The sequence below is a fragment of the Chryseobacterium sp. DT-167 genome (assembly GCF_058310155.1).
This window is the reverse complement of sequence record NZ_JBZEEQ010000005.1, coordinates 45,305-66,722: the sequence shown is the minus strand read 5'-3', so window position 1 is coordinate 66,722 and position 21,418 is coordinate 45,305. Positions and strand designations below refer to the sequence as shown.

The 21,418-nt window shown below is 31.9% G+C and carries 21 protein-coding genes; all 21 read right to left on the bottom strand.

All coding sequences use genetic code 11. The features are described 5' to 3' along the window. Positions 1-112 precede the first annotated feature (112 nt). Positions 113-1,015 carry a glycosyltransferase family 2 protein gene (locus AC4FQ5_RS08445; protein ID WP_491142420.1) on the bottom strand — a complete coding sequence of 301 codons (903 nt, stop codon included), beginning with the start codon at positions 1,013-1,015 and terminating at the stop codon, positions 113-115. Next, positions 1,012-2,148: an NAD-dependent epimerase/dehydratase family protein gene (locus tag AC4FQ5_RS08440; protein WP_491142418.1), complete on the bottom strand. Its 1,137-nt coding sequence runs from the start codon at positions 2,146-2,148 to the stop codon at positions 1,012-1,014. The genes AC4FQ5_RS08445 and AC4FQ5_RS08440 overlap by 4 nt, the downstream gene beginning before the upstream one ends. Continuing rightward, complete coding sequence (locus AC4FQ5_RS08435) at positions 2,145-3,077, bottom strand: methyltransferase domain-containing protein (RefSeq protein WP_491142416.1); 933 nt, start codon at positions 3,075-3,077, stop codon at positions 2,145-2,147. The genes AC4FQ5_RS08440 and AC4FQ5_RS08435 overlap by 4 nt, the downstream gene beginning before the upstream one ends. A gap of 209 nt (positions 3,078-3,286) precedes the next feature. Continuing rightward, positions 3,287-3,883: an acyltransferase gene (locus AC4FQ5_RS08430; RefSeq protein ID WP_491142414.1), complete on the bottom strand. Its 597-nt coding sequence runs from the start codon at positions 3,881-3,883 to the stop codon at positions 3,287-3,289. A gap of 4 nt (positions 3,884-3,887) precedes the next feature. Then, positions 3,888-4,562, bottom strand: coding sequence for a CatB-related O-acetyltransferase (locus AC4FQ5_RS08425; protein WP_491142412.1), 675 nt, complete (start codon positions 4,560-4,562; stop codon positions 3,888-3,890). Then, on the bottom strand, positions 4,555-6,051 hold the full coding sequence (locus tag AC4FQ5_RS08420; RefSeq protein WP_491142410.1) for a lipopolysaccharide biosynthesis protein: 1,497 nt from the start codon (positions 6,049-6,051) through the stop codon (positions 4,555-4,557). The genes AC4FQ5_RS08425 and AC4FQ5_RS08420 overlap by 8 nt, the downstream gene beginning before the upstream one ends. Positions 6,052-6,114: 63 nt before the next feature. After that, a complete protein-coding gene (locus tag AC4FQ5_RS08415; RefSeq protein ID WP_491142409.1) occupies positions 6,115-8,463 on the bottom strand; it encodes a GumC family protein in 2,349 nt (782 codons plus the stop codon). Between the two features lie 166 nt (positions 8,464-8,629). After that, on the bottom strand, positions 8,630-9,235 hold the full coding sequence (locus tag AC4FQ5_RS08410) for a DUF3575 domain-containing protein (protein ID WP_491142408.1): 606 nt from the start codon (positions 9,233-9,235) through the stop codon (positions 8,630-8,632). A gap of 45 nt (positions 9,236-9,280) precedes the next feature. Then, complete coding sequence (locus AC4FQ5_RS08405; protein WP_491142406.1) at positions 9,281-9,850, bottom strand: sugar transferase; 570 nt, start codon at positions 9,848-9,850, stop codon at positions 9,281-9,283. Positions 9,851-10,000: 150 nt separating this feature from the next. Next, complete coding sequence (locus tag AC4FQ5_RS08400; protein WP_491142405.1) at positions 10,001-11,137, bottom strand: aminotransferase class I/II-fold pyridoxal phosphate-dependent enzyme; 1,137 nt, start codon at positions 11,135-11,137, stop codon at positions 10,001-10,003. 60 nt (positions 11,138-11,197) lie between these two features. Further along, a complete protein-coding gene (locus AC4FQ5_RS08395) occupies positions 11,198-11,749 on the bottom strand; it encodes a sugar transferase (RefSeq protein WP_491142403.1) in 552 nt (183 codons plus the stop codon). A gap of 49 nt (positions 11,750-11,798) precedes the next feature. Beyond that, positions 11,799-12,707, bottom strand: a complete 909-nt coding sequence (locus tag AC4FQ5_RS08390; protein ID WP_491142401.1) for an NAD-dependent epimerase/dehydratase family protein — start codon at positions 12,705-12,707, stop codon at positions 11,799-11,801. Further along, a complete protein-coding gene (locus AC4FQ5_RS08385; protein WP_491142399.1) occupies positions 12,704-13,915 on the bottom strand; it encodes a glycosyltransferase family 4 protein in 1,212 nt (403 codons plus the stop codon). Before AC4FQ5_RS08385 ends, AC4FQ5_RS08390 begins: the two co-directional genes overlap by 4 nt. Beyond that, complete coding sequence (locus AC4FQ5_RS08380; RefSeq protein ID WP_491142397.1) at positions 13,916-14,764, bottom strand: dTDP-4-dehydrorhamnose reductase family protein; 849 nt, start codon at positions 14,762-14,764, stop codon at positions 13,916-13,918. Next, the gene (wecB, locus tag AC4FQ5_RS08375) at positions 14,764-15,882 is read right to left on the bottom strand and encodes a non-hydrolyzing UDP-N-acetylglucosamine 2-epimerase (protein WP_491142395.1); all 1,119 of its coding nucleotides are present in this window, start codon (positions 15,880-15,882) and stop codon (positions 14,764-14,766) included. The genes AC4FQ5_RS08380 and wecB overlap by 1 nt, the downstream gene beginning before the upstream one ends. 1 nt (position 15,883) lies before the next feature. After that, entirely contained in the window at positions 15,884-16,294 is a 411-nt protein-coding gene (locus tag AC4FQ5_RS08370; protein ID WP_491142393.1) for a WxcM-like domain-containing protein, read from the bottom strand. Between the two features lie 7 nt (positions 16,295-16,301). After that, positions 16,302-17,300, bottom strand: a complete 999-nt coding sequence (locus tag AC4FQ5_RS08365; RefSeq protein WP_491142391.1) for a polysaccharide biosynthesis protein — start codon at positions 17,298-17,300, stop codon at positions 16,302-16,304. 5 nt (positions 17,301-17,305) lie between these two features. Further along, the gene (locus AC4FQ5_RS08360) at positions 17,306-18,322 is read right to left on the bottom strand and encodes a glycosyltransferase (protein ID WP_491142389.1); all 1,017 of its coding nucleotides are present in this window, start codon (positions 18,320-18,322) and stop codon (positions 17,306-17,308) included. Further along, entirely contained in the window at positions 18,315-19,310 is a 996-nt protein-coding gene (locus tag AC4FQ5_RS08355; RefSeq protein ID WP_491142387.1) for a glycosyltransferase, read from the bottom strand. The genes AC4FQ5_RS08360 and AC4FQ5_RS08355 overlap by 8 nt, the downstream gene beginning before the upstream one ends. Beyond that, the gene (locus tag AC4FQ5_RS08350; protein ID WP_491142385.1) at positions 19,311-20,423 is read right to left on the bottom strand and encodes an EpsG family protein; all 1,113 of its coding nucleotides are present in this window, start codon (positions 20,421-20,423) and stop codon (positions 19,311-19,313) included. Then, positions 20,423-21,418 (bottom strand): CgeB family protein, encoded by a 996-nt coding sequence (locus tag AC4FQ5_RS08345; RefSeq protein ID WP_491142383.1) that lies wholly within the window; start codon positions 21,416-21,418, stop codon positions 20,423-20,425. The genes AC4FQ5_RS08350 and AC4FQ5_RS08345 overlap by 1 nt, the downstream gene beginning before the upstream one ends.

Here is a 21,418-nt window from a genome sequence, read left to right as displayed (position 1 = left end):
AAGTCGGCTGCATAAATTATTGTATATTATTGATTTATTTTTTAATGAAATCAACTAAAAAATCTTTCTTTCAAATTGATTTTGAGTGTCCTCCAATAGATTCGTTTATAAATTATCCGTACGCGGGCTTACTGTTCATATACAAATCCAATCCCTCTTTATAAGATTTCAAAGCAAGGCGCCACTGATTACTTGGATATTTAAAATATAATATGATTAAAATATACAAAAAATTATATAACACAACATATCGAGCATAGAAAAAACTATAATTCTTCAATGAAAAATAGACCAAATTCCGCCACAAAAACTTAACATAAAAATCACTCATTTTTTCCGTAGAATTAGATTCGTTATGATGGATAAGCGACTCATTGATATACCATAGTTTCTTATTTTTATGGATAGCTCTGTGAACAAAGTCTGTATCATCATAATAGACAAAATAGTTCTCATCCATCAATCCTACACTGTCAAAAATTTCTTTTTTGATCAGCATAAAACAAGTGGGAGAATAGGTCACATCCTGATCTTTATCAAACTGCCCATTGTCTTCTTCTTCCTGTCCATAATGTATCGTGAGACCATTGCGTTTTTTATAACCGCCACCTGCGCACCATATTTTGTTGGTCCCATAAAAATAGATTTTGGGAACCGCCATATCTGCGTTATGTTGATCCAAACCTTTCAAAAGCTTTTCGATAGAGTCATCTTCTAAAGCGATATCATTATTAGACAACAAAACCAAATCACATTGATCCATCATTGCTCTTCTAATCCCGATATTATTACCTTTTGCAACACCATAATTTGCATCATTTGCAATAATTACGGTTTCAAACTGATATTGCGAAGCTAATTTTTGGCTTAATTCCAAAGAACTATCAGGCGACAAATTATCCACAACATATAATGTAAAATTCTTGTATGTCTGATTATTCAAAGTTCTGAAAAATTCTTCGAGAACAGTTTCACTATTGTATAAAACGGTGACTATACCAATTTTTCTACTCATTTGTACAGTCCTTTATTTTTCATTTCCTGGATAGATGCTTCATACTTATCCTCAGGAATGTCTTGCTCATTGACCCAGTTTGTAAAAGTTTCAATTCCTTTTTCGAAACTCCATTGAGACTCAAAACCTAGCTGTAATTTTATTTTAGAAATATCTGCAAAGTTGTGTCTGATATCGCCTAATCTATAATTTCCCGAGATTTGGATGGGTGTTTTGCGGTTATAGAATTTTGACAAAGTATGGGCAACTGTGATTACATCTGTCGCAACGCCCGTTCCCACATTATAAACCTGACCATTAGCATCATCTTTTTCCAATCCTAAAATCGTGGCATCTGCAACATCTTCTATGTAAACAAAATCTCTGGTTTCTTTTCCATCTTCAAAAACATTAATATCATTCCCATTTTTAATACGAGTGGAAAATATTGATAATATTCCTGTATAAGGATTGGATAATGATTGTCCGGGACCATATACATTTTGGTATCTGTAAGCTACTGCTCCAATGTTTAATGATTTACAAACAGTTAAAACCATTTGCTCTTGATTTTGCTTAGTAATACCATATACCGAAGTCGGATGAATTTTGCTATCCTCGGAAGTTGGAAGTAATTCTACATTCTTATTACAAGTAGGACACTTACACGAAAAATCTCCAACTTCCATATCTTTATCTTCCCTTTCTGTAGGATAAACAATGCCATGTTCCTCACATTTATACTTTCCTTCACCGTAAATAGCTCTGGATGATGCAATAATGACTTTTTTTATCTGATGAGTGTTATTTGTTAAAAAATCCAGCATTATTGCCGTTCCTCCAATATTTACATCAATATATTTTTGGATTTCGTACATTGATTGTCCTGTTCCTGTTTCAGCGGCTAGATGTATAATTGCGTCTTGTTCATCAATAGCTTCAGCCCATTTTTCTTTGGATGTTACAGAGCCATTAATAAAATTAACTTTATTGATGATACTTCTGTAAAGTGGTGAGGTGATTTCTGGATTGTCTCCATGAATTTGTGGTGACAGATTATCCAAAACGGTTACATTCAGTCCTTTATCAATAAGTTTCAAGGCGATATTTGAGCCTATAAAACCTGCGCCACCAGTAATCAATATATTTTTCATCTAGACACTGTCTTTGTTTTGACAAAAGTAATTTCCATACAGTCACCTCGTTTGAATAAATTGCTTAATCGAGCTATTTGATGGAAGATGATTCTATTATATTTGCTATGAAACCATCCATCACTACTTTTTTTCTTGTTTTTTAAATTAAGCAAAATCTGAATACCGCTAACAAAACTGGAATAATTAGCATTGTAGTCGATCTTTTCCATTTTGAATCCATATTGTTCGCATAATTGGATAAGATTGTCTGGGTTATAGGAAAATGGATGGAAAGGAACACCCAAATAATACCAATTTTTTCCAAACAAACGAAATGTCCAACTTTTTGTGTTTGGCACGCCAATAAAAAGCTTCCCTTTTTCTTTTAAAATTCTATTGATTTCTTTTAACAATTCGTGAGGTTCGGTAATGTGTTCAAAAGAATGATTACTTCTTATATAATCAAAAAAATCTGATTGGTAATTTGCTTCAAACAAGGTGCCTTTCGATACTTTTAGACCAAGCTTTTCGCCGATTATGCAGGCTGATTCTCGAATTTCCGTTCCATACGCTTCGGCACCTTGCTTGTGTAGGACATAAAGTTGTTCGCAATCTCCTACACCCAAATCTAGCACTTTCTTCCCAGCAAAAGATAATTTCAAATCTTTTGCTTTTGCTCCTATTAAAAAATCCTTAAGAAAATTTGGTTTACTTTTTTTTATAATATCATTTGCTGTTTGCATGCTTGTATCATAATAATCTTCTGGATATAGTGCAAATAATTCGCTGTCATCAATCATCGGATTCAGAAAAAGCAATTTACATTTTGTGCAAGAATAAACATCATAATTTTTTTCTGTGTGCCCATAATGTTTATCGTATGTATTTGTGTAAAAAGCAATATGATCGTCGCCACATACGGGGCAGTTTTTTCTGATTTCTTTCATTTTTGTTAATTTTCTTTATATAGAACTTGTTTAAGGTAAAATACAATTCATTTTTTTTAACCACAAAAGGCGCAAAAGTTATTTGAGTTTTATAGGTTTCTCTTTAAAGTTTAAAAAGAAACTGCCTTTTTAAACTTTAAAACCTCATTTATTTTCTTAAATCTTTGTGGCTTTTGTGCTTAGAAATTTACTTTAAACAAGTTCATTATTTATATTTTCTCCCAAATTTTAGTTTCTGAATTGTACTTTTTAACAATTTTCGCTGGCACACCAACGATGACACAATAATCGTCAAAATATCCGGAAACTACACTATTAGCCCCTATTGTACAATGTTTTCCAATTTTTGCTCCTTGCATAATAACAACATTATTATAAATTTTACACCCTTCTCCTATATATACAGGTTTTGTTGTTATGTTTTGTTGTTCTATTGGCAAATGAATATCATCATAAGGATGATGAATATCTGTTATGGTTACATTGGCCGCAATTGCAGTATTTTTACCAATTTCTATAGATTCTGCACAAGTCAAATGTATATTTTGTTGAATAGTTACACCATCATTAATAATAATTTTCGGATCAAATTTTTCAGCTTCATATTGTTGTACGCCTTCTATTCTTGCATTATTTCCTATAAAAACTCTGTCACCCAAAATAATTGATTGTGGAGTAATCTTTAATGGGTTTATTACAACACAATATTTTCCAATTTTTTTAAATAAGAACCGATACCAAAAAACAGCCTTAAGTCTATGCCACTTTTTGTTAAAAATCAACATCAAATTATATATTAATGTCATAGTTTTACTTTTTATGAAAATGACAATAATCTTCTATATTCAAAAATAATTGAGCATTTTCATCAATCCAATTAATACTTTTATCCCACCATTTGGATTCATTCAAAACATCTATCTGCTCATCTTTAAATCTTTTTCTGATAAATTTTGCAGGAATACCACCCATTATTGAATAAGGCTCAACATCTGCTGTTACAACTGCATTTGCAGCGATAATAGCTCCATCTCCAATTTTTACTCCATCCGCAATCACTGCATTGGCACAAAGCCAAACATCGTTACCTATCACAACAGTTCTTGTTGGATTATGCTGATCTTTGGTTTGAAAATTTTTGAGACAACAGTCTGGATTAGAATATATTGCAGGATGAGTACTAACAAAAGTATGCGTTGGATGTTTTCCTGGTGCTGTTCTGACATTGGGACCTATTGAACAAAACTTGCCCATAATTGTTTCATTAATAACTGAACCATCAGATATATATGAAAAATCGCCTATAGAAGAATTTATCATTAGTACATTATTCCCAGTCCAATTATATTTCCCGAAAGTAGTATTGAATAATTTTGACATATACCCAACCCGAAGATATTTATACTTAGACTGGTATTTTATTTTAGTCACTATCCAATTAAAATATTCTCGAAATGGATTTTGTAAATATGATCTATCAAACATATTTTTTACTTTTTACGGATGAAATTGTTTCTTTAACGTTTTCATTCTTTAAAATGAAAGGTAAATATAGAAAAAGTGTAGATAAGCTAATGGCTATTTTAATAAGTTTATTGTCAATAGGTACGAATAGATAAAATAAATTATTAAAAATAATAATTCCCAAACCAACTACTATTAACTTAAATTCTTCTTTTTTAAAAACGTCGAGTATACTAATTTTCAGTGTTTTATTATAATTGAAAATCAGAACCAAAGAACCGCCTGCAAGAGAAATAGCCCATCCAATAATAATTCCATATCCACCTGCATAAAGTCCTAAAATTATCCCAATGACTATATTTGCAAAAGCCATTCCTATATGTACTAATACTAATATATTTAATCTACCTTGCCCCATCGAACTGAAGTAAGCCGGACCACACATCACATTAAAAAAAGTTGCCACGGAAAGAATTAATACAGAAAAAATAAAATCAAAATTAAAACTACCAAGCCATAATAAAGAAATTAAAGGTGCGGCTATAATTAATGATGTTGATAATGGTAAATTAAATAAAAGCAAAACACGATTCATTTTTATATAAAAAGCTTGCATGAAAGAAGCTTCTTCTAATTTTGCTTTTTCTGCAACAACAGGAACTACAACCTGATTTGCATTGGTTAACAAAGCTCTGAACTGGCTCACAACTTTGTTTGCCATCTCATAATGCCCAAGAAATGCAAGCCCTCCATATTTACCCAGTAGCAACTTTGTTGCAGGTTCATAAAGCATTTGACATACAGAAACCAATTGGAATTTATAGCCATAATTGAATAGTTCTTTGAAAGATTGTGTACTCCATTTCCAATGACGGATTTTATTATTTGGATTAATTTTTATAGTAAATATCATGGCTGCTATAAAAATAAAACCCGATTGTAAAACTTGTGCAATGGCAACACCTTTTAGCTGGTATAATGGCGTTAATAAAATAGTCCCTACATACATTACAATACCAGATAGAATATATATAAAGTTTCTGATGTAATTTTTCTGATGGCCTTCTAATACAGACGTAAACACGCCTCCTATTGCATTAATACACAAAGAGCCTAATGAATATGGGAGTATTACTAATGCAATATCTAAAAATTTTTTATCAATTACATATCCTAAAAGAAATTGTGCTCCGGAAAGGATAACTAAACTAAGAAATATAAATAAAACGGACATCGATAAAATTGAAGTAAAAATAAGTTTACCTAGTTTACTTTTATCATCTTCTAGTATATACTCTGCAACAAATTTTACCAATCCTGAAGTTAGCCCCATATTAGCCAAGTTAGCAATCGAAGAAAATGATAATATTAGCGACCAAACTCCTAATTGTTCTACACCAATGGATTTTAATAAATATTTATACAGAAAAAAATATAATAAAGCAGTAAAGACAACCTGAACGACTGCCGAAACTGCATTAATTGTTAATTTTTTTGAAGAAAAATTCATTACATCATTTGGTATAAATTAGAGCAACTTTCATTGAACTTTAATTAAACATTAATCGTAAAATTAAAAATATTTTTGCCACCATTTTTTTTCTTCAGCATTATAGCCATACCCGTACTTATTGCCGTAGCCGAAATTAGATTCTTTGACTTCGTTTAAAACAATTCCTACATTTTTAAGTTTATTATCCTTAACAGAATTATTTAAAAACTCCAAATAACTTTTTTCTGTAACTTCAGATCTTGTAACGTATACTATTACATCTGCCATATCAGAAATAAGGAATGAATCTGTTACCAATAAAAGAGGAGCAGTATCCAAAACAATATATTTGTATTTGTTTAGCTCCTTAACAGTCGATAAAAGTTCTTCTAATCTACCGTTCTGCAGCAAATCTGTCGGATTGGGAGGAATAGAACCTGAATAAATAAAATCACAGTTTTCATTATATCCGCTTGGATGAATAATTTCATCAATCGAAATTTCTTCTCCGCTTAAAAATTCCGTCAAACCTTTTACAGATTTCATGGAAGGATTATAACGTTGTAATTGAGGGTTTCTTACGTCTGCACCAATTACCAATACTTTATTACGCGAAGAAGCCAAAATGATTGATAAATTTGTTGAGATAAAAGTTTTCCCCTCACCTTTTACAGATGAAGTAACCATGATGACTTGAGGGTTTTCTTTTGCAGGTAAGAGAAATCTTAAATTAGTAACAAATATTCTGAATGATTCTGCCATAGGAGAAACATCGTTAAATGCCACAAGAGCATTCTCTTTATTTTTAAGCTTAGGAATCTCAGCAATTACAGGAGTCTCAGTCAGCTGTGTGAGATCTGATCTCGTAATAATTTTACTCTGAAGGAGTTGTCTTAAATATATGATTGCAAATGGTATAGCCAAACCTAAAAACAGAAAAACAGCTAGTGTAAACATTTTTCTCGGAGCCACAGGTTTTTTAAATATAAATGCTTTGTCTAATACTCTTGCTTTTTCAGCAGTAATTTCCATACTGATTGCTGCTTCTTCTCTTTTTTGTAAAAGTAAAAGATATAGATTTTCTTTAATCTGCTGTTGCCTTTCAATATTTCTGAATAGTTTTTCCTGACTGGGAATTTTATCTATTGTTTGCTCAGAGCCTCCAAGTTGAGTTTCTACTTTTCTTTTAGCTAATTCTAAATTGGTTGCATTTCTCTGTAAAGACTGCGTTAAGGAAGATTTCATTTCTTCTATCTGTTTAGTCGCAGTTTTCACAAGGGGGTTATCTGGAGTGGCTTCCTCTAAATATTTATTTCTCTGCAAAACAAGTTCATTATACTCCTGAATTGCCTTACCAGCAGTTTCACTATCCAGACCAATATTCAATGGAAGAATATCACCTGTTCCTTTTCTGTTTAGTGAACTTTGCAATATTCTGGTCAGTTCCAATTGTGTATCCAATTCCAAAAGTTGAGCTTTACTTTGCTCTCTCAATTGGAGACCAAGCCTTGCTTCCGTAGGAAGATCAACCATATTATTGCCAGATTTGAAACCAGCTTTCTGAGTTTCTACATCTCCTAATTCTCTCGAAATAAGCATAATCCTTCTATCAATAAAATCTTTAGTACGCTTAGATTCAATATTTTTATCGTTGATCGCATAAACATTATATTGTCTTACCAAACCATTAAGAAAATCTTTGGCCTTATCTTTATTTTCAAAATCTACTGAAAGACTTATAATTGTTCCGTCTTTATCTAGCAAATCGACTTTTAAAGCTTCTTGAAAATCATTAACTGTACTATCAAAATCTCCATAATTGAAATAAATATCAGATAAATCTATTTTACGCTGTATTTTATAATCAGGATTCTTACGAATCATAATTATTGCAAAGGGCAAACTGATACTTGTATTGAATGAAGCTTTTATTTCTTTACTCCATTCATCAGAAGACAAGATGACAGTATTGCCTTTTGTTTTTACAGATATAGGTTTTTTAGGTAATTCTCTATCTTTTTTTTCCTGAATAACGTTGATGATGTATGGATTTGTTTCTCCGTATAATTCAAGATTATTAAATGTCTGCTTTGCATAAACAGGAGTTTGAAAATTATGATCTTTCACAACATCTGAAACAATTGTCTTAGATTCAAAAACGCCTACTTCATTTTCGATACTATTTGTTCCCATTCCGCTTAAACCGCCAATACTTTGCAAAACACCAATATCTCCAGATGCTGCAGACATTTTTTTCGCATCTTTAATGAGTACAGATGTTTGAGCTTTATAAACCGGTGAAGTTGATTTTATATAATAAACAGCTAGTACAAGCATCAAGAAAACTGTTGCAACAAAGTATTTCCAGTTTTTGAGATAAGGATTTAAAAGTTCTTTAAAATTAGTTTCTTTATTATTTTTTTGATCCATTTGTAGGATTATATTTTGAAAATTAAAATTTTTTATAGGTTTAATAAAACTCTGCAAATATATCTATATTTTATAAAAGGCAGACGTTATTCTTTATTTTAATTATTATTCTATAATCATGATGCTGTTAACCTTATCAGATAACCTATAATTATGCTAAAATACATCAATCTATTCTGTAAGTCAACATCAATCCACCTCTGGTCGGGATAATCTCACCACTTTTGTTCCACTTTTCCGCACCGTCGTAGCGTTCATTATTATCTTTAAGATATCCTCTGTATAGAGACTGGCTGATCCCAATTCCTGCAAAAACATCCAAACCCAACTTTTCATTGATCGTAAAGTGATAGCCACCGCTCATTCCTACTATAAAAGCCAGACCTTTTTGATATCTCTCTGTTACACGCACAGTGCCGTCTGCTAAAAGCTGAGGACTCCCGTCATCATTTAAGACCGGTTTTGCGTCAAAATAATTCCATTTCTGAAGATTATAGGCTGCAATACTTCCATATGCACCTAAGTACCAACCTTTCATCACTTCTTTAAAATAATATCTTCCTTCCAATGTTCCCATATAGATCTGAAGGTTCTTTCCAGCAAAGGATTTCCAAGGCGATATAAACCCTTCCGCCTGCAGAGAAAAATTTTTATTTAAAGCTTTCTCCACTCCGAGATTGATCATTCCTAAGGGCAGAAAAGGGGCGTTTACTTTTATCTCTGTCTGAGCATTTACTTTCAGGAAGAAAGAGGTGGCTATAAAAAGCGTCATTTTAGAAAACAACTTCATGGTATACTTCATATATTTCGGACGGTCTTATTTTCTTAAAACCGAAAAGGTCTTAAGCAAAATTCGTGCATCTTTTTTGAAAGAAAGCTTATGATAATAATCCAGATTCATTTTAACCTTTTCTGGAAAGAGAATTTCATCATTATATTGTAGAGCATTTTCCTGATTATTTAAAAGTTCTTCCTCATTTCGAAATTTAATTCCTGCTTCGCTTGTTAATCCCGGTTTTAAAAGTAAAACTAAACGATCTTCCCCTTTCAGTTGATCATAGTATCCCGGAATATCTGGTCTCGGTCCGACTAATGACATGTCGCCTTTCAAAACGTTAAAAAGCTGTGGAAGCTCATCTAACTTCGTTTTCCTGAGCCATTTTCCAATGTGAGACTTTGAGGCATTGACAGGGTGGTAAGTCCTCAATTTATAAATGGTAAAGGCTTTACCTTGTCTTCCGATTCGCTTTTGCCTGAAAATGCCCGGAAAACCTGTATCGAAGGATGTAATTATGATCGAAATAATAAAGAAGGGCAGTAAAACAATTATTGCTACGAAACTTATTCCGTAGTCCATCAAAGCTTTCCACCATGGGTATTTTTTCACTTGTCCTTTATTGATTTGCAAAGATAAGGAAAGAATACTGACTGTAAATTTGAAGTTTTAGTTTAAAACATTTCAGTTTAAAATTACAATTGCTTACTTAATGAAAAGCAAGCAGTTGTAATATATATTAAATTTTATTTAACCAAGTTTTCATTTTGAAAATACCTGATTGATTTTTATTTTAATTCTTGTCCTGTCATCATCTGAAAGATTAGATCCTGAAGGTAAACATAAGCCATCATCAAACAATTTTTCAGCGACATTTGTTCCGTAGTATGGAGCCTGTGAAAATACGGGCTGTAAATGCATCGGTTTCCATAAAGGACGTGATTCTATATTATCTTCAAGCAAAGCCAACCTTAATTCTTCACGGTTTCTACCTGCTTTATTTTCATCAATAACAATGGCAGACAACCAATGGTTAGAATAATAATCTTCATTTGGTTCAGAAAACACTTCAACTCCATCAATATCTTTAAATATTTCAACATAAAAATCGTGCATTTTTCTGCGTGCTTTTACCCGGTCATTTAAAACTTCCATCTGTCCACGACCAATTCCTGCAACGATGTTGCTCATCCTGTAGTTATAACCAATATGAGAATGCTGATAATGAGGAGCATTATCTCTTGCTTGTGTTGAAAGAAAAACTGCTTTATTTTTATCTTCCTGATTGTGACACACCAAAGCGCCGCCACCGGAAGTTGTTATAATTTTATTACCGTTGAATGACAGAATACCGAAACGCCCAAAAGTTCCGCAAGCTTTACCTTTGTAAGTAGAACCTAATGCTTCTGCTGCATCTTCAATTAAAGGAATTTCATGTTTTTCAGCAATTACTGTGATCTCATCCATTTTGGCGGGCATTCCATACAAATGAACAACAATAATTGCTTTTGGCTTTTTACCTTTCGAGATTCTATCTTCGATAGCTTCTTCCAAAGCAATCGGACACATATTCCAGGTTTCTTTTTCTGAGTCTATAAAAATGGGAGTTGCACCGCAGTAAGTAATTGGGTTTGCTGAAGCACAAAAACTGAATGAAGAGGTTATAACTTCATCAGTTGAAGATATACCCAACATTATCAAGGACAAATGAATTGCAGACGTAGCAGAGTTTAGAACACAAACCTGTAAATCATTCGATAAAAACCCTGAAAGTGATTTTTCAAATTCATCAACATTCTCTCCCTGAGATGTTACCCAATTCTTTTTTAAAGCGTCTTCAATGTAGTATAACTCATTCCCTGACATATGGGGAGGTGACAGCCAAATTTTTTTTTTCATCAGTAGTGCAAATTGAAAATCAAAAGTAGGAATAAATAGTTTTCACAACTGAAAAAATGACTATTTTTTTATTCTGTCACCCTGACCTTTACCTCCTACCGTTGAAAATATATAGCTGAAATAGTCTGATATTGTTAAACTTTTAAGCATTTCGGCATCTTTTTCTGCAAGTTTAACAGGAGTCGACATATCAATTTCGTTGATTTGAGCCAGACCAGTAATTCCGGGAACAGCATTGTATACTCCCCTCTTATCTCTTTCTTCTATTAATTCAGTCTGATTAAATAGATTAGGTCTTGGTCCCACCAAACTCATATCTCCCATTAAAACATTAATCAGCTGCGGTAGCTCATCCAGCTTAGATTTTCTCAGAAAACTTCCAAACTTTGTTATTGAAACATTTTGAGAAAGATGCGTTGCCACAGATTTTGTATTCACCGGCATTGTACGAAATTTTATCAGCTTAAATGGTTTTTTAAAACGTCCTACTCTTTCCTGAATAAATATTGGTGAGCCTGTATCAAATAATCCGATAACGTAAACTACCAAACCAATAGGCCACAAAAAAAGAAGCCCGAAAAATGAAAATAGGAAATCGAATATCCGGATCATAGCTTTAAATTTTAAATGAAGTATTGTTTGTTATTGTAATAGATTTAAATTATTTAGTTGCTTTAAAACTTTTAACTGTTTTAATAAGCCCCTCTTCAGCTGATAAAGGAAGATTTTCTATTCCTAATGCAGATTTTATTTTTTGATTGGAAACAACATAAGATTCAGTAAGTTTTCTTAATCTTTCAGAATTAAGAGGCAGCTTTAACTTATCTCCTAACCGGGCTGTTTTTTTTATCAAATCCCTCGAAATATTCCAAAGCTTAGCTTTTTTATCTAAAGCTCTATTGACTGTTTGAATTAATTCATTCGTTGAAAGAGCTCTATCATCTGCGAAATTATAAATTCCAGATTGCATATCTTCTTTTAAGAGCATTTGATGGATAAGATAATTTAAATTGTCAATTCCCAAAAAAGATCTTTGATTATGAAATGCTGCAAGCGGCCAAGGTAGACCTTTTTCTACTATTTTGTACAAAAGATTCAAATTTCCTTTATTACCAGGACCATGAATCATACAAGGGCGAATGATGTAAACTTTTTTTCCTTCAGGTAAATTTTGGCTCAAAATATATTCTTCAGCTTCAATTTTTGATTTCCCATAATGGGTTATCGGATTAGCTTCTTCATTTTCAGTTAGAATATCATTAACAGAATCTGCAGCGGCTTTAACTGAACTGAAATAAAAGAACGTTTTTATATCTGAATTTAAAAATTCATCAAAAAGTTCTTTAGTCAAATTCCGATTTATTTTATAATATTCATCCGGATTTGAGACATTTTTTGTATCGTGTGCTTTACCGGCAAGATGAATAATTGCATATGCAGATTTTTGAAAATCAGTTTTCCAATTTTTGTCTCTTAAAGAAACAGAATTGATTACATAATCTTTTTTCTGTAAGAAAACTGAAAGATTTTTTCCTACGAAACCTGATGCTCCTGTAATAATTATTTTCATGATTTATTATCCAAAATAGTAATTAATTTATCTAATAGCATATTTCTTTCAAACTCTTCATTAAAGTAAGATAATCCGTTTCCTCCCATTATCTTTCTATCTTCTTCTGAACTATTAAAAAGCTTTATTGCATTTTCAGCAAGGCGAATTTCATCCTCCGCAGGAGAAGCATATCCTGCTTTTGCGTTATCTATTATATCTGCGCCTTCGCCATCCAGAGAAGCTAATATAGGTTTTCCGCAAGCTAAGTAAGACTGTATTTTTGAAGGGATCGTCAGAGAAAATATTTTATCTTTTTTTAAAGTTGATATGAGTGCACTACTGCAAGCAAAAAATTTTGGCATATCGGTTCCGGGGTAAGAACCTAAGAAATGTATTTCGTTATTTAAATTATTTAGCTCAACATATTTTTCCAATTGTTCTCTTTGTCTCCCATCTCCCAAAAAAACCCATTTTATTTCATTATATCCTTTCTGTTTGACTATTATAGCGGCTTTGAGAATTGTAAAGAGACTTTGAGCTTCGCCTAAATTTCCTGCAAATGTAATACAGAATCCATCGGGCATTTTATCTAGAAATGATTTTTCCGGTGATAAAGGCTGATAAAAATTCTCTGTACTATTAGGATAGAAAATGATTTTTTCGGCATCTATATCCTGATTGATTATGTAGTTTTTAAAACCCTGAGACTGTACTAAAACTTTTTCCGCTTTTTTATAGATTAACTTGGTTATTTTATCAAAAAAATTTAAAATAAACTTATTTTGAATTCCTCCTGCAGCAGTAAGGCTTTCCGGCCATAAATCCTGAACCCAAAAATAATAAGGTATACAGAATTTTTTACCTGCAAATATTGCCGGTATCCCAACCGTAATAGGTGAAGGCTCATAAACCAAAATACAATCAAATAAATTTGACAGTGATCTGGATTTTAAACTCGCAAAAAAAGCAAATGAAAAATAATTCATCATCAATTTTAAACCTCCTTTTCCGCGGGGAAACAATTTACTTCTGTGTATATTTATTCCATTCCATACCTCATCATTATTCTTTGAAAATGAGTAGCCTTCAAAAAACTCACCTTTAGGATAATTTGGGATTCCAGTCAGCACTTCAATGTGATGTCCCTTTTCCTTAAGCCCTAAACACAAGTCATTAATTTTAAAATTTTCCGGCCAGAAATATTGAGAGATAATTAGTATTCTCATTTAATAATTATATAAACTTGAAAATTCTTTCATCCATTCAAACTGTTCTGTAAGCATGTCTCTATAGCCGGATACCTCATATGTTAGTTTATTTGATTTTTGAAGTGATTTATCAACAACTTTTCCGTCATAGGGATTGATTGTAATATTGTCTTTTTTCCAGATATCTTTAAATAAATTTGTTAAATCAAATTTGTTAATTGGTATGCCATTGGTTAAATGTACCAATCCTTCAACAGGATTGGTTATGACAAAATCTATGGCTTTCGCAAGCTCTAATGTAGTTACACCACTCCAAATTGCGGATGAATACCCATTGATCTGACCGTTTTGTGCCATAAACCAATTAAAGAGGCCAATACCATTCCGATTTAAGTCTGGCCCTATAATAGATGTTCGGATGGTTAAATCTTTAGAATTATTTAATTCACCTAATGCTTTCGATTGGGCATAAAAACCTTCGCCATCTTTAACATCATTCTCTGAATAATTTCCCTTCTTGCCATTGAAAACACAATCTGTACTAATGTGTATCACTTTAGAGTTTGAATTTTTTGTAATCTCTTCTAAAAAGTGAGGAAAATAGCTATTGAACCAAACTGCTTTAGAAGGATGATCTTCAGCATCCTTATTAAGAATACCAATACAATTTATTACATAATCAAATTGGCCGTCATGCAGGATTTTCTTTAATTTTTCTGTCTCAGAAACATCCAGATTAAATGTACGATCAGATTCTTCGATATTTCTGGCAATGCCAAACACTACATAGCTTTCTTGATTTTTTAAATATCTGAAAATGACATGTCCTGCCATTCCCTTTATGCCAATGACCAATATTTTCTTCATTATTTATCCCAAATTACTCTATTAACAATCGATGTATAGCTTTGAATTACTTTTATCACCCTGTCAGAAGTATTATGCACTTCATATTCGAATGGAAGCTTAACATTAGAATCAAACAGACCTTTTGCTATTTCAATAGAGTTCAGCATCTGATCTTTTGAGATGCCTCCTAAAACTATTGTACCCGCGTCAATTGCTTCTGGTCTTTCGGTACTTGTTCTGATGCTTACAGCAGGAAATGCTATCATTGCAGATTCTTCACTTATGGTACCGCTGTCTGACAAAACTATAAACGATTTGTTCTGAAGTTTTACATAATCAAAAAATCCTAATGGTGCTACATTTTGTACAAGATGATGAAATGTAATATTATTATTTTTAATTCTATTTTTGGTTCTTGGATGAGTAGAAAAAATAACAGGCATTTGATATTTCTCGGCTACTGCATTCAGAGATTCTACCAATATTTCAAAATTATTATTAAGATCAATATTTTCCTCTCTGTGTGCACTCACCACGATATATTTGTTTTCTTGAAGAGAGAGCCTTTCTACAACATCACTTTTTTCAATCTTAGAGCTGTATTTTTCTAAAACTTCTTTTAAGGGGGAACCGGTAACAAATACATGATCCTTTCGGAATCCTTCGCTTAATAAATATCTTCTGCTGTTTTCTGTATATGTAAGATTAATATCACTTATATGGTCAGAAATCTTTCTGTTAATTTCTTCCGGTACATTTTGATCAAAACATCTATTCCCAGCTTCCATGTGAAAAATAGGAATTTTCAGCCTTTTAGCAGCAATAGTACTTAATACGCTGTTTGTATCTCCCAATACTAACAATGCGTCAGGTTTTTCTTTAGATAAAATTTCATAAGACTTTGAAATCACATTGCCTATGGTTTCTCCAAGATGTTCCCCAGCTACATTTAAGAAATAATTTGGTTTACGAAGTTCCAGATCTTCGAAAAATATTTCATTTAACTCATAATCATAATTTTGACCTGTATGAATCAAAATATGATCAAAATACTGATCACACTTTTTTATACATTCTGCTAACCTGATTATTTCAGGTCTTGTTCCTAGTATAGTTGCAACTTTTATTTTTTTCATATTATTTCCACTTATTGGGATCGAATTTATAATTATCATTTATTTCGTCTTTCTGAAAATCAGAAAAAACAAGTAATTTTGAATTATCTTCAAGTGCCTGGATTGAAGATGCAAAACCCGGCTCAATGATAAGTGAGTCTAAAGATTCTGAATTTAAAAAATAAATCTCAGCAATCAAATTTTCTGAAGGAAATTCAAAATCATCTATTTTAATTAACTTAATCTGAAAAGATCCACTTATCGCAGTAAACCATCTTGATTCTACTTTGTGCCCTTGCCAAGCTCTCTCAATTTCAGTACTTTTATTTTCAATAACGTACATTCTTTTTACCGCAGACAGATCAAGATGATTACTGAAGAGCAGTTTACCTCTATCATCGCTGTGAGAATTACCTGTTATTTTTCTTATCATTATAAAATTAGTCTTTAAACAAATCTAATTTTTTTAGTAAAACTTTTATTCCTTCAACATCCTCTCGTTGTGTGTTATGAGAATTGTAGTCTTCGATTTCATGCAACACTTCATTACCTTCAGAAAAATATTTCGCATAGTTTAAATCACGATTATCTGCAGGAATACGATAAAAATCACCCATATCTTCAGCCTTAATCATTTCTTCTCTTGTACAAAGTGTCTCATACAATTTTTCGCCGTGGCGGGTGCCGATAATCTTGATAGAATTACTTTTGTTTTTCATCTCCAAAATCGCTTTTGCTAAATCACCAATAGTAGCAGCGGGAGCTTTATTAACAAATAAATCTCCGGGATTACCATGCTCAAATGCGAATAGTACTAGTTCTACTGCTTCTTCTAGCGACATCAAAAACCTTGTCATTGTAGGATCTGTAATCGTAAGTTCTTCCCCATTATTAATTTGATTTAAAAATAAAGGAATTACTGAACCTCTTGAAGCCATTACATTACCATAACGCGTAAGACATACTACAGTTTCGGTAAGATTTCTAGCCTCTGCCACAGCAACTTTTTCCATCATTGCTTTAGAAATTCCCATTGCATTGATAGGATAAGCTGCTTTATCGGTAGATAAACAAATTACTTTTTTTACTTTGTTTGCAGCAGCGGCACGTATCACATTTTGAGTTCCTTCTACATTCGTTTTTACCGCCTGCATAGGAAAAAACTCGCATGAAGGAACTTGTTTAAGAGCTGCTGCATGAAAAATATAATCAACGTTACGCATTGCATATTCAACACTGTTGTAATCCCTCACATCACCTATAAAGTATTTTATTTTATCATTCTTATAAAAGTTTCGCATATCGTCCTGTTTTTTTTCATCACGAGAAAAAATCCGGATTTCTTTGAAATGGTCTGTGTGTAAAAATCTGTTTAGTACTGCCGTTCCGAAAGAACCTGTACCGCCTGTAATCAGAAGTGTTTTATTTTGAATTTTCATATTATTTAAAAAAATGATATTATTTCTTGTATATTATTTGATACCTTGGTCGATGAGGTATCAGTATTTTCGCCCAAAGATAATGATAAAGAATCGCATATTGATTTTTCATCGAGAGGATTAAATGTTAAACTAGGTTTACAAACTGCATAAGTATATGGTAAGTCGGTGCCTATTACCTTACAACCATTTTCAATAGCTTCTACTATACCCAACCCAAAACTTTCTGCTAAAGAAGGATATATAAGGTACTCAGATTCTTTATAAATCTTAGCTAAACCCTCTCTTTCTACAAATCCAATATTATAAATTGGATAGTTTAATTGTACTTTTTCTTCTATTATGCTCAAAAGATCAGTAAATTCGTTGCTTACCGTCAATGTGAGTTTACCTATCTTATACCTGTCATAAAATGAGCAAAACGCATTGATTAATCTTAGATGATTTTTGTGAGGAGGGGCATTGCTTACATAGACATACGAATGTCTGCTCCTTTCTACATTTGAAGTTTCAAGAAACTGAGGATAAAAAGGAGAAATAATTATTTTATTAGGATCAGTGTTGAATTTTTTTGCAAAATTTGCTTTTATAAGATCTGTTTGCAACAACCAGTAATCAGTATTGGCAAGAAGATATTTAAAGATTTGTCTTTTTAAAAAAAATGATAATTTGAGCATCAAAGAAGCATCCTTAGGAAGATATATATATAATTGCTGATGAAAATATGTATACACTTTTGCCTTTAAACGGATATTTGGTGGTAGATTTCCGAAGCAGAGTACCTTATCAAATTTATCTTTATTTTTAAGATAAAACCTATGCCTATTTAAAAGTGAAGCGTGCATTAATAAAACTTCATTTTTAGAAGCCTGTAAATAGGGGATTTTTCCTGTAACTCTTTGATCCAATAAATAAAATACCTTTTTACCAGATTTTTCTAATTCCTGTATTAGATAGTCTAGCAGTATTTTACCCCCGCTGTTGTTTATATATAGAGCGTCTACAAGGAGTAATTTATCCATTTAAAATTTCTTTGTACAAGTTTAAATATTCTTGAGTTATTCTCTCAGGTAAAAATCTTTCAACATTTTCGTAACCTTTTTTGACCAGGTCAGATCTTTCTTCAAAATTATTCCTAATAAACAATATCTTTTTTATGATATCTTGTGTATCATATGGGTCTACGAAAAGCGCAGAATTACCAGCAACTGATTTCATCGGCTCCAAACTAGATGTTATTACAGCACAACCTGCCGCCTGCGCTTCTATTATAGGCATTCCAAATCCTTCATAGAGAGATGGAAAACATAGAACATCACTTGTTCTGTAAAGAATTTCCAATTCATTATCAGAAACAAAACTATGCAGAATAACTTTAGCTTTTATTCTTGTAATTTTCTCTTTTTGCAAATCACTTATTTCGCCTACTATATTAACGGAACAAATAATATTTTCTAATGCGTCTAGAATTCTATCAACATTCTTATTTTCTCTAGTTCCCACGACTAGTATTTTAAAATCTAAAGAAGAAGTCTGCAATACTGCTTCTCTTTTGAAAATAGAGAAAGTCAGAGGATTATGTATAACCCTTATTTTTCCTTTTGCAACCGGATAGAACTCAAGCAATTCATCTTTTGTTTTTTGAGAAATAACGGTAATATATTTAAGTTTTTTTAAAGGCAGATAGAGCCACAGTAAAAGATAAAGTTTTCTCTTTATCCCAGAACTGTAATTCACAAAACCAACATTGTCATGTATGGTTAAGACCGTTTTATCCGCATTTAAAAGTAAACATGCCCAATGAATATCTCCGGTAATATGATTGATATCTCCCTGATGCTTTTTAAAGTACCACATTGCTTTCAGCATTTGTGATAATGAAGCATACGGGTTTTCGAAAGTCTTTACATGAACTGATTTCTCAGATAATTTGACTTTTATTACAGAAAAAACTTTTTCTATACTTATGCGAGTGGGAACTAAATTTCGTTCAAAAAAATGGATATTCATTTAAAACATATTTCTCTGATAATCAGCATTAATAAAAATACCTTTATAAGGATCAAATAATTCTGGATAGGTAACTATTGCTTGATTAACGCTCAAAAAGCAATAAATAAGCAGAGCAACAGATATCCAGAATGATATTTTTCTGTCGTATGATAAATAAAATATGTAAGAAACCAATATAGGCTCTAGCATATTAAAATAAAGACTCCCTCTACTTATCATTACTGGTAGTGTTTGTGCAAATAGAAAATAAAAGCATAAACTGAATATATATCCATTAAATATAAAATTAAATTTCGGCGCTTCTTTTGAAATTTTGTCTTTGTAAATGAAAAACAATATAAAAATACCCAGACGTTTTATTAATCCTATGATTGAAATAGCTACATCATTTCCTTTAGCTTGCTCAATATAAGCGGTTGTCTTAGATGCTGTCAACTCATTAACACCACCAAAAAGTGAAAATATTGTATAAGGTAGAGTTGAAAATCCTATTGCAACACAAAAAAGAAGTGCGATGATAATTGAATTCTTAGTAAATGTTCGCTTAAAAAAAACAAAGATTATTATTAATAATGATGTGCTATGGAATGAAAATGCTAAAAGTACGCATATTGTGTAAGCCCACCATTTTTTTTCGTACAAATACGTTAAGCTTAAAACCCCTAAACCAGCAGCAATAAGCTGCCTGCTGGAACCCCATATTCCTAAAAATGAAACATAAAATAAAAGCAACGTGACTATAGAATAAGGAGAAAAATATTCATAGCCTTTTTTTAATAACAGGAAAAATATTACAGCATGCAAAAACAATAAAAAAGAATATTCTGGACTAATTAGTTTCGAAAAAGAAACTAAGAAATTGTAACCAGATTCAAATGTATAATCATCATTTTTAAAAGGTGTACTTATATTTTGAGAATAGAAATGCTCAAGATAGGGTATCCAATCTGTTCCTGTTTCCCAGCGCAATCCCATTTGAAGTATACAAACAAAAGTTACACCCCATATAAAAAATTTCTTTTTTGGAATTTTCCCTCTTAATCTTGGATACGAAGTTTCAAAAATCGAAGGTAAAAATAGTAACAGTATAGTGAAGTAATAAAAATACATTATAGTGTGTTTAGTACCTGCTGAATTCTATGTTCATACGTATGATTTTGATGAAAATGCTCATGCTGTTTGTCCGCAATGCTGTATCTTTCTTCTGGATGATGCAAATAATATTTAATTTTTTCCACTGCTTCTCCAATGGTTTTATAAGTAAACATCTCAACATCGACTGCAGAATATTCCTCTAATGTCGGTTTATAATCACAAATCTGAAAACCTCCGATCCCATAAATTTCAAAAAACTTTACGTTTGCTGATGTAATTTCGGCATAATGAAAATTATTAAAAATCACTTTCGATCCATACAAAACTTCAGCCTTTCTTTTACCTGTAATAAATTCGTTTCTGAAATTATCTTCAATTTCTTTTCGTGGAAAGCGTTTGTCTGGAACACCAAATAAGTTTACATCTAATCCGCTTTTGATTAATTCAGCGACCATCTTAGCACGATACGGATACATTGTGCCGAAGCCTACAACATCAATATTAATTTTGTTTTCCAAAGATTTCCGATCCATATCAGAAGGGGATATGTGCAGTCTTGCATTTAAGGCTTCTGGCAAATAAAAAGTATTAAGATCCATTTTATTTTTCATAAAATCTACCATAAAAGGATCTTTTGTAAAATAAGCATCATAAGGCGATGCAAAAATCTGCTGATGTTCAAAGGTTGTAATCGCATCAGGATTTATATGTATGATAGGAACATTTGGAAGTGCGCTTTTAATCTTTTTAATGCATTCTGGATGTATAAACCTATAAGTACCAATAACCAAATCTGGATTTTGCTCTATTATTTTATCGGCTATCCTTAGAAAAATTGATAAGTCATATTTCGGAAAAAATTTTTGTCCCCAATAGTTGAAACGATAAGGAATATTTACAACATCTTTAATATCAATATGGAAGATATTGTGCCCCAAAAAAGTTAACGAATCATTTAAATGATATTCTAAGCTGTCGAAATCTTTACTTCCTAATAATGCTACCTTCAT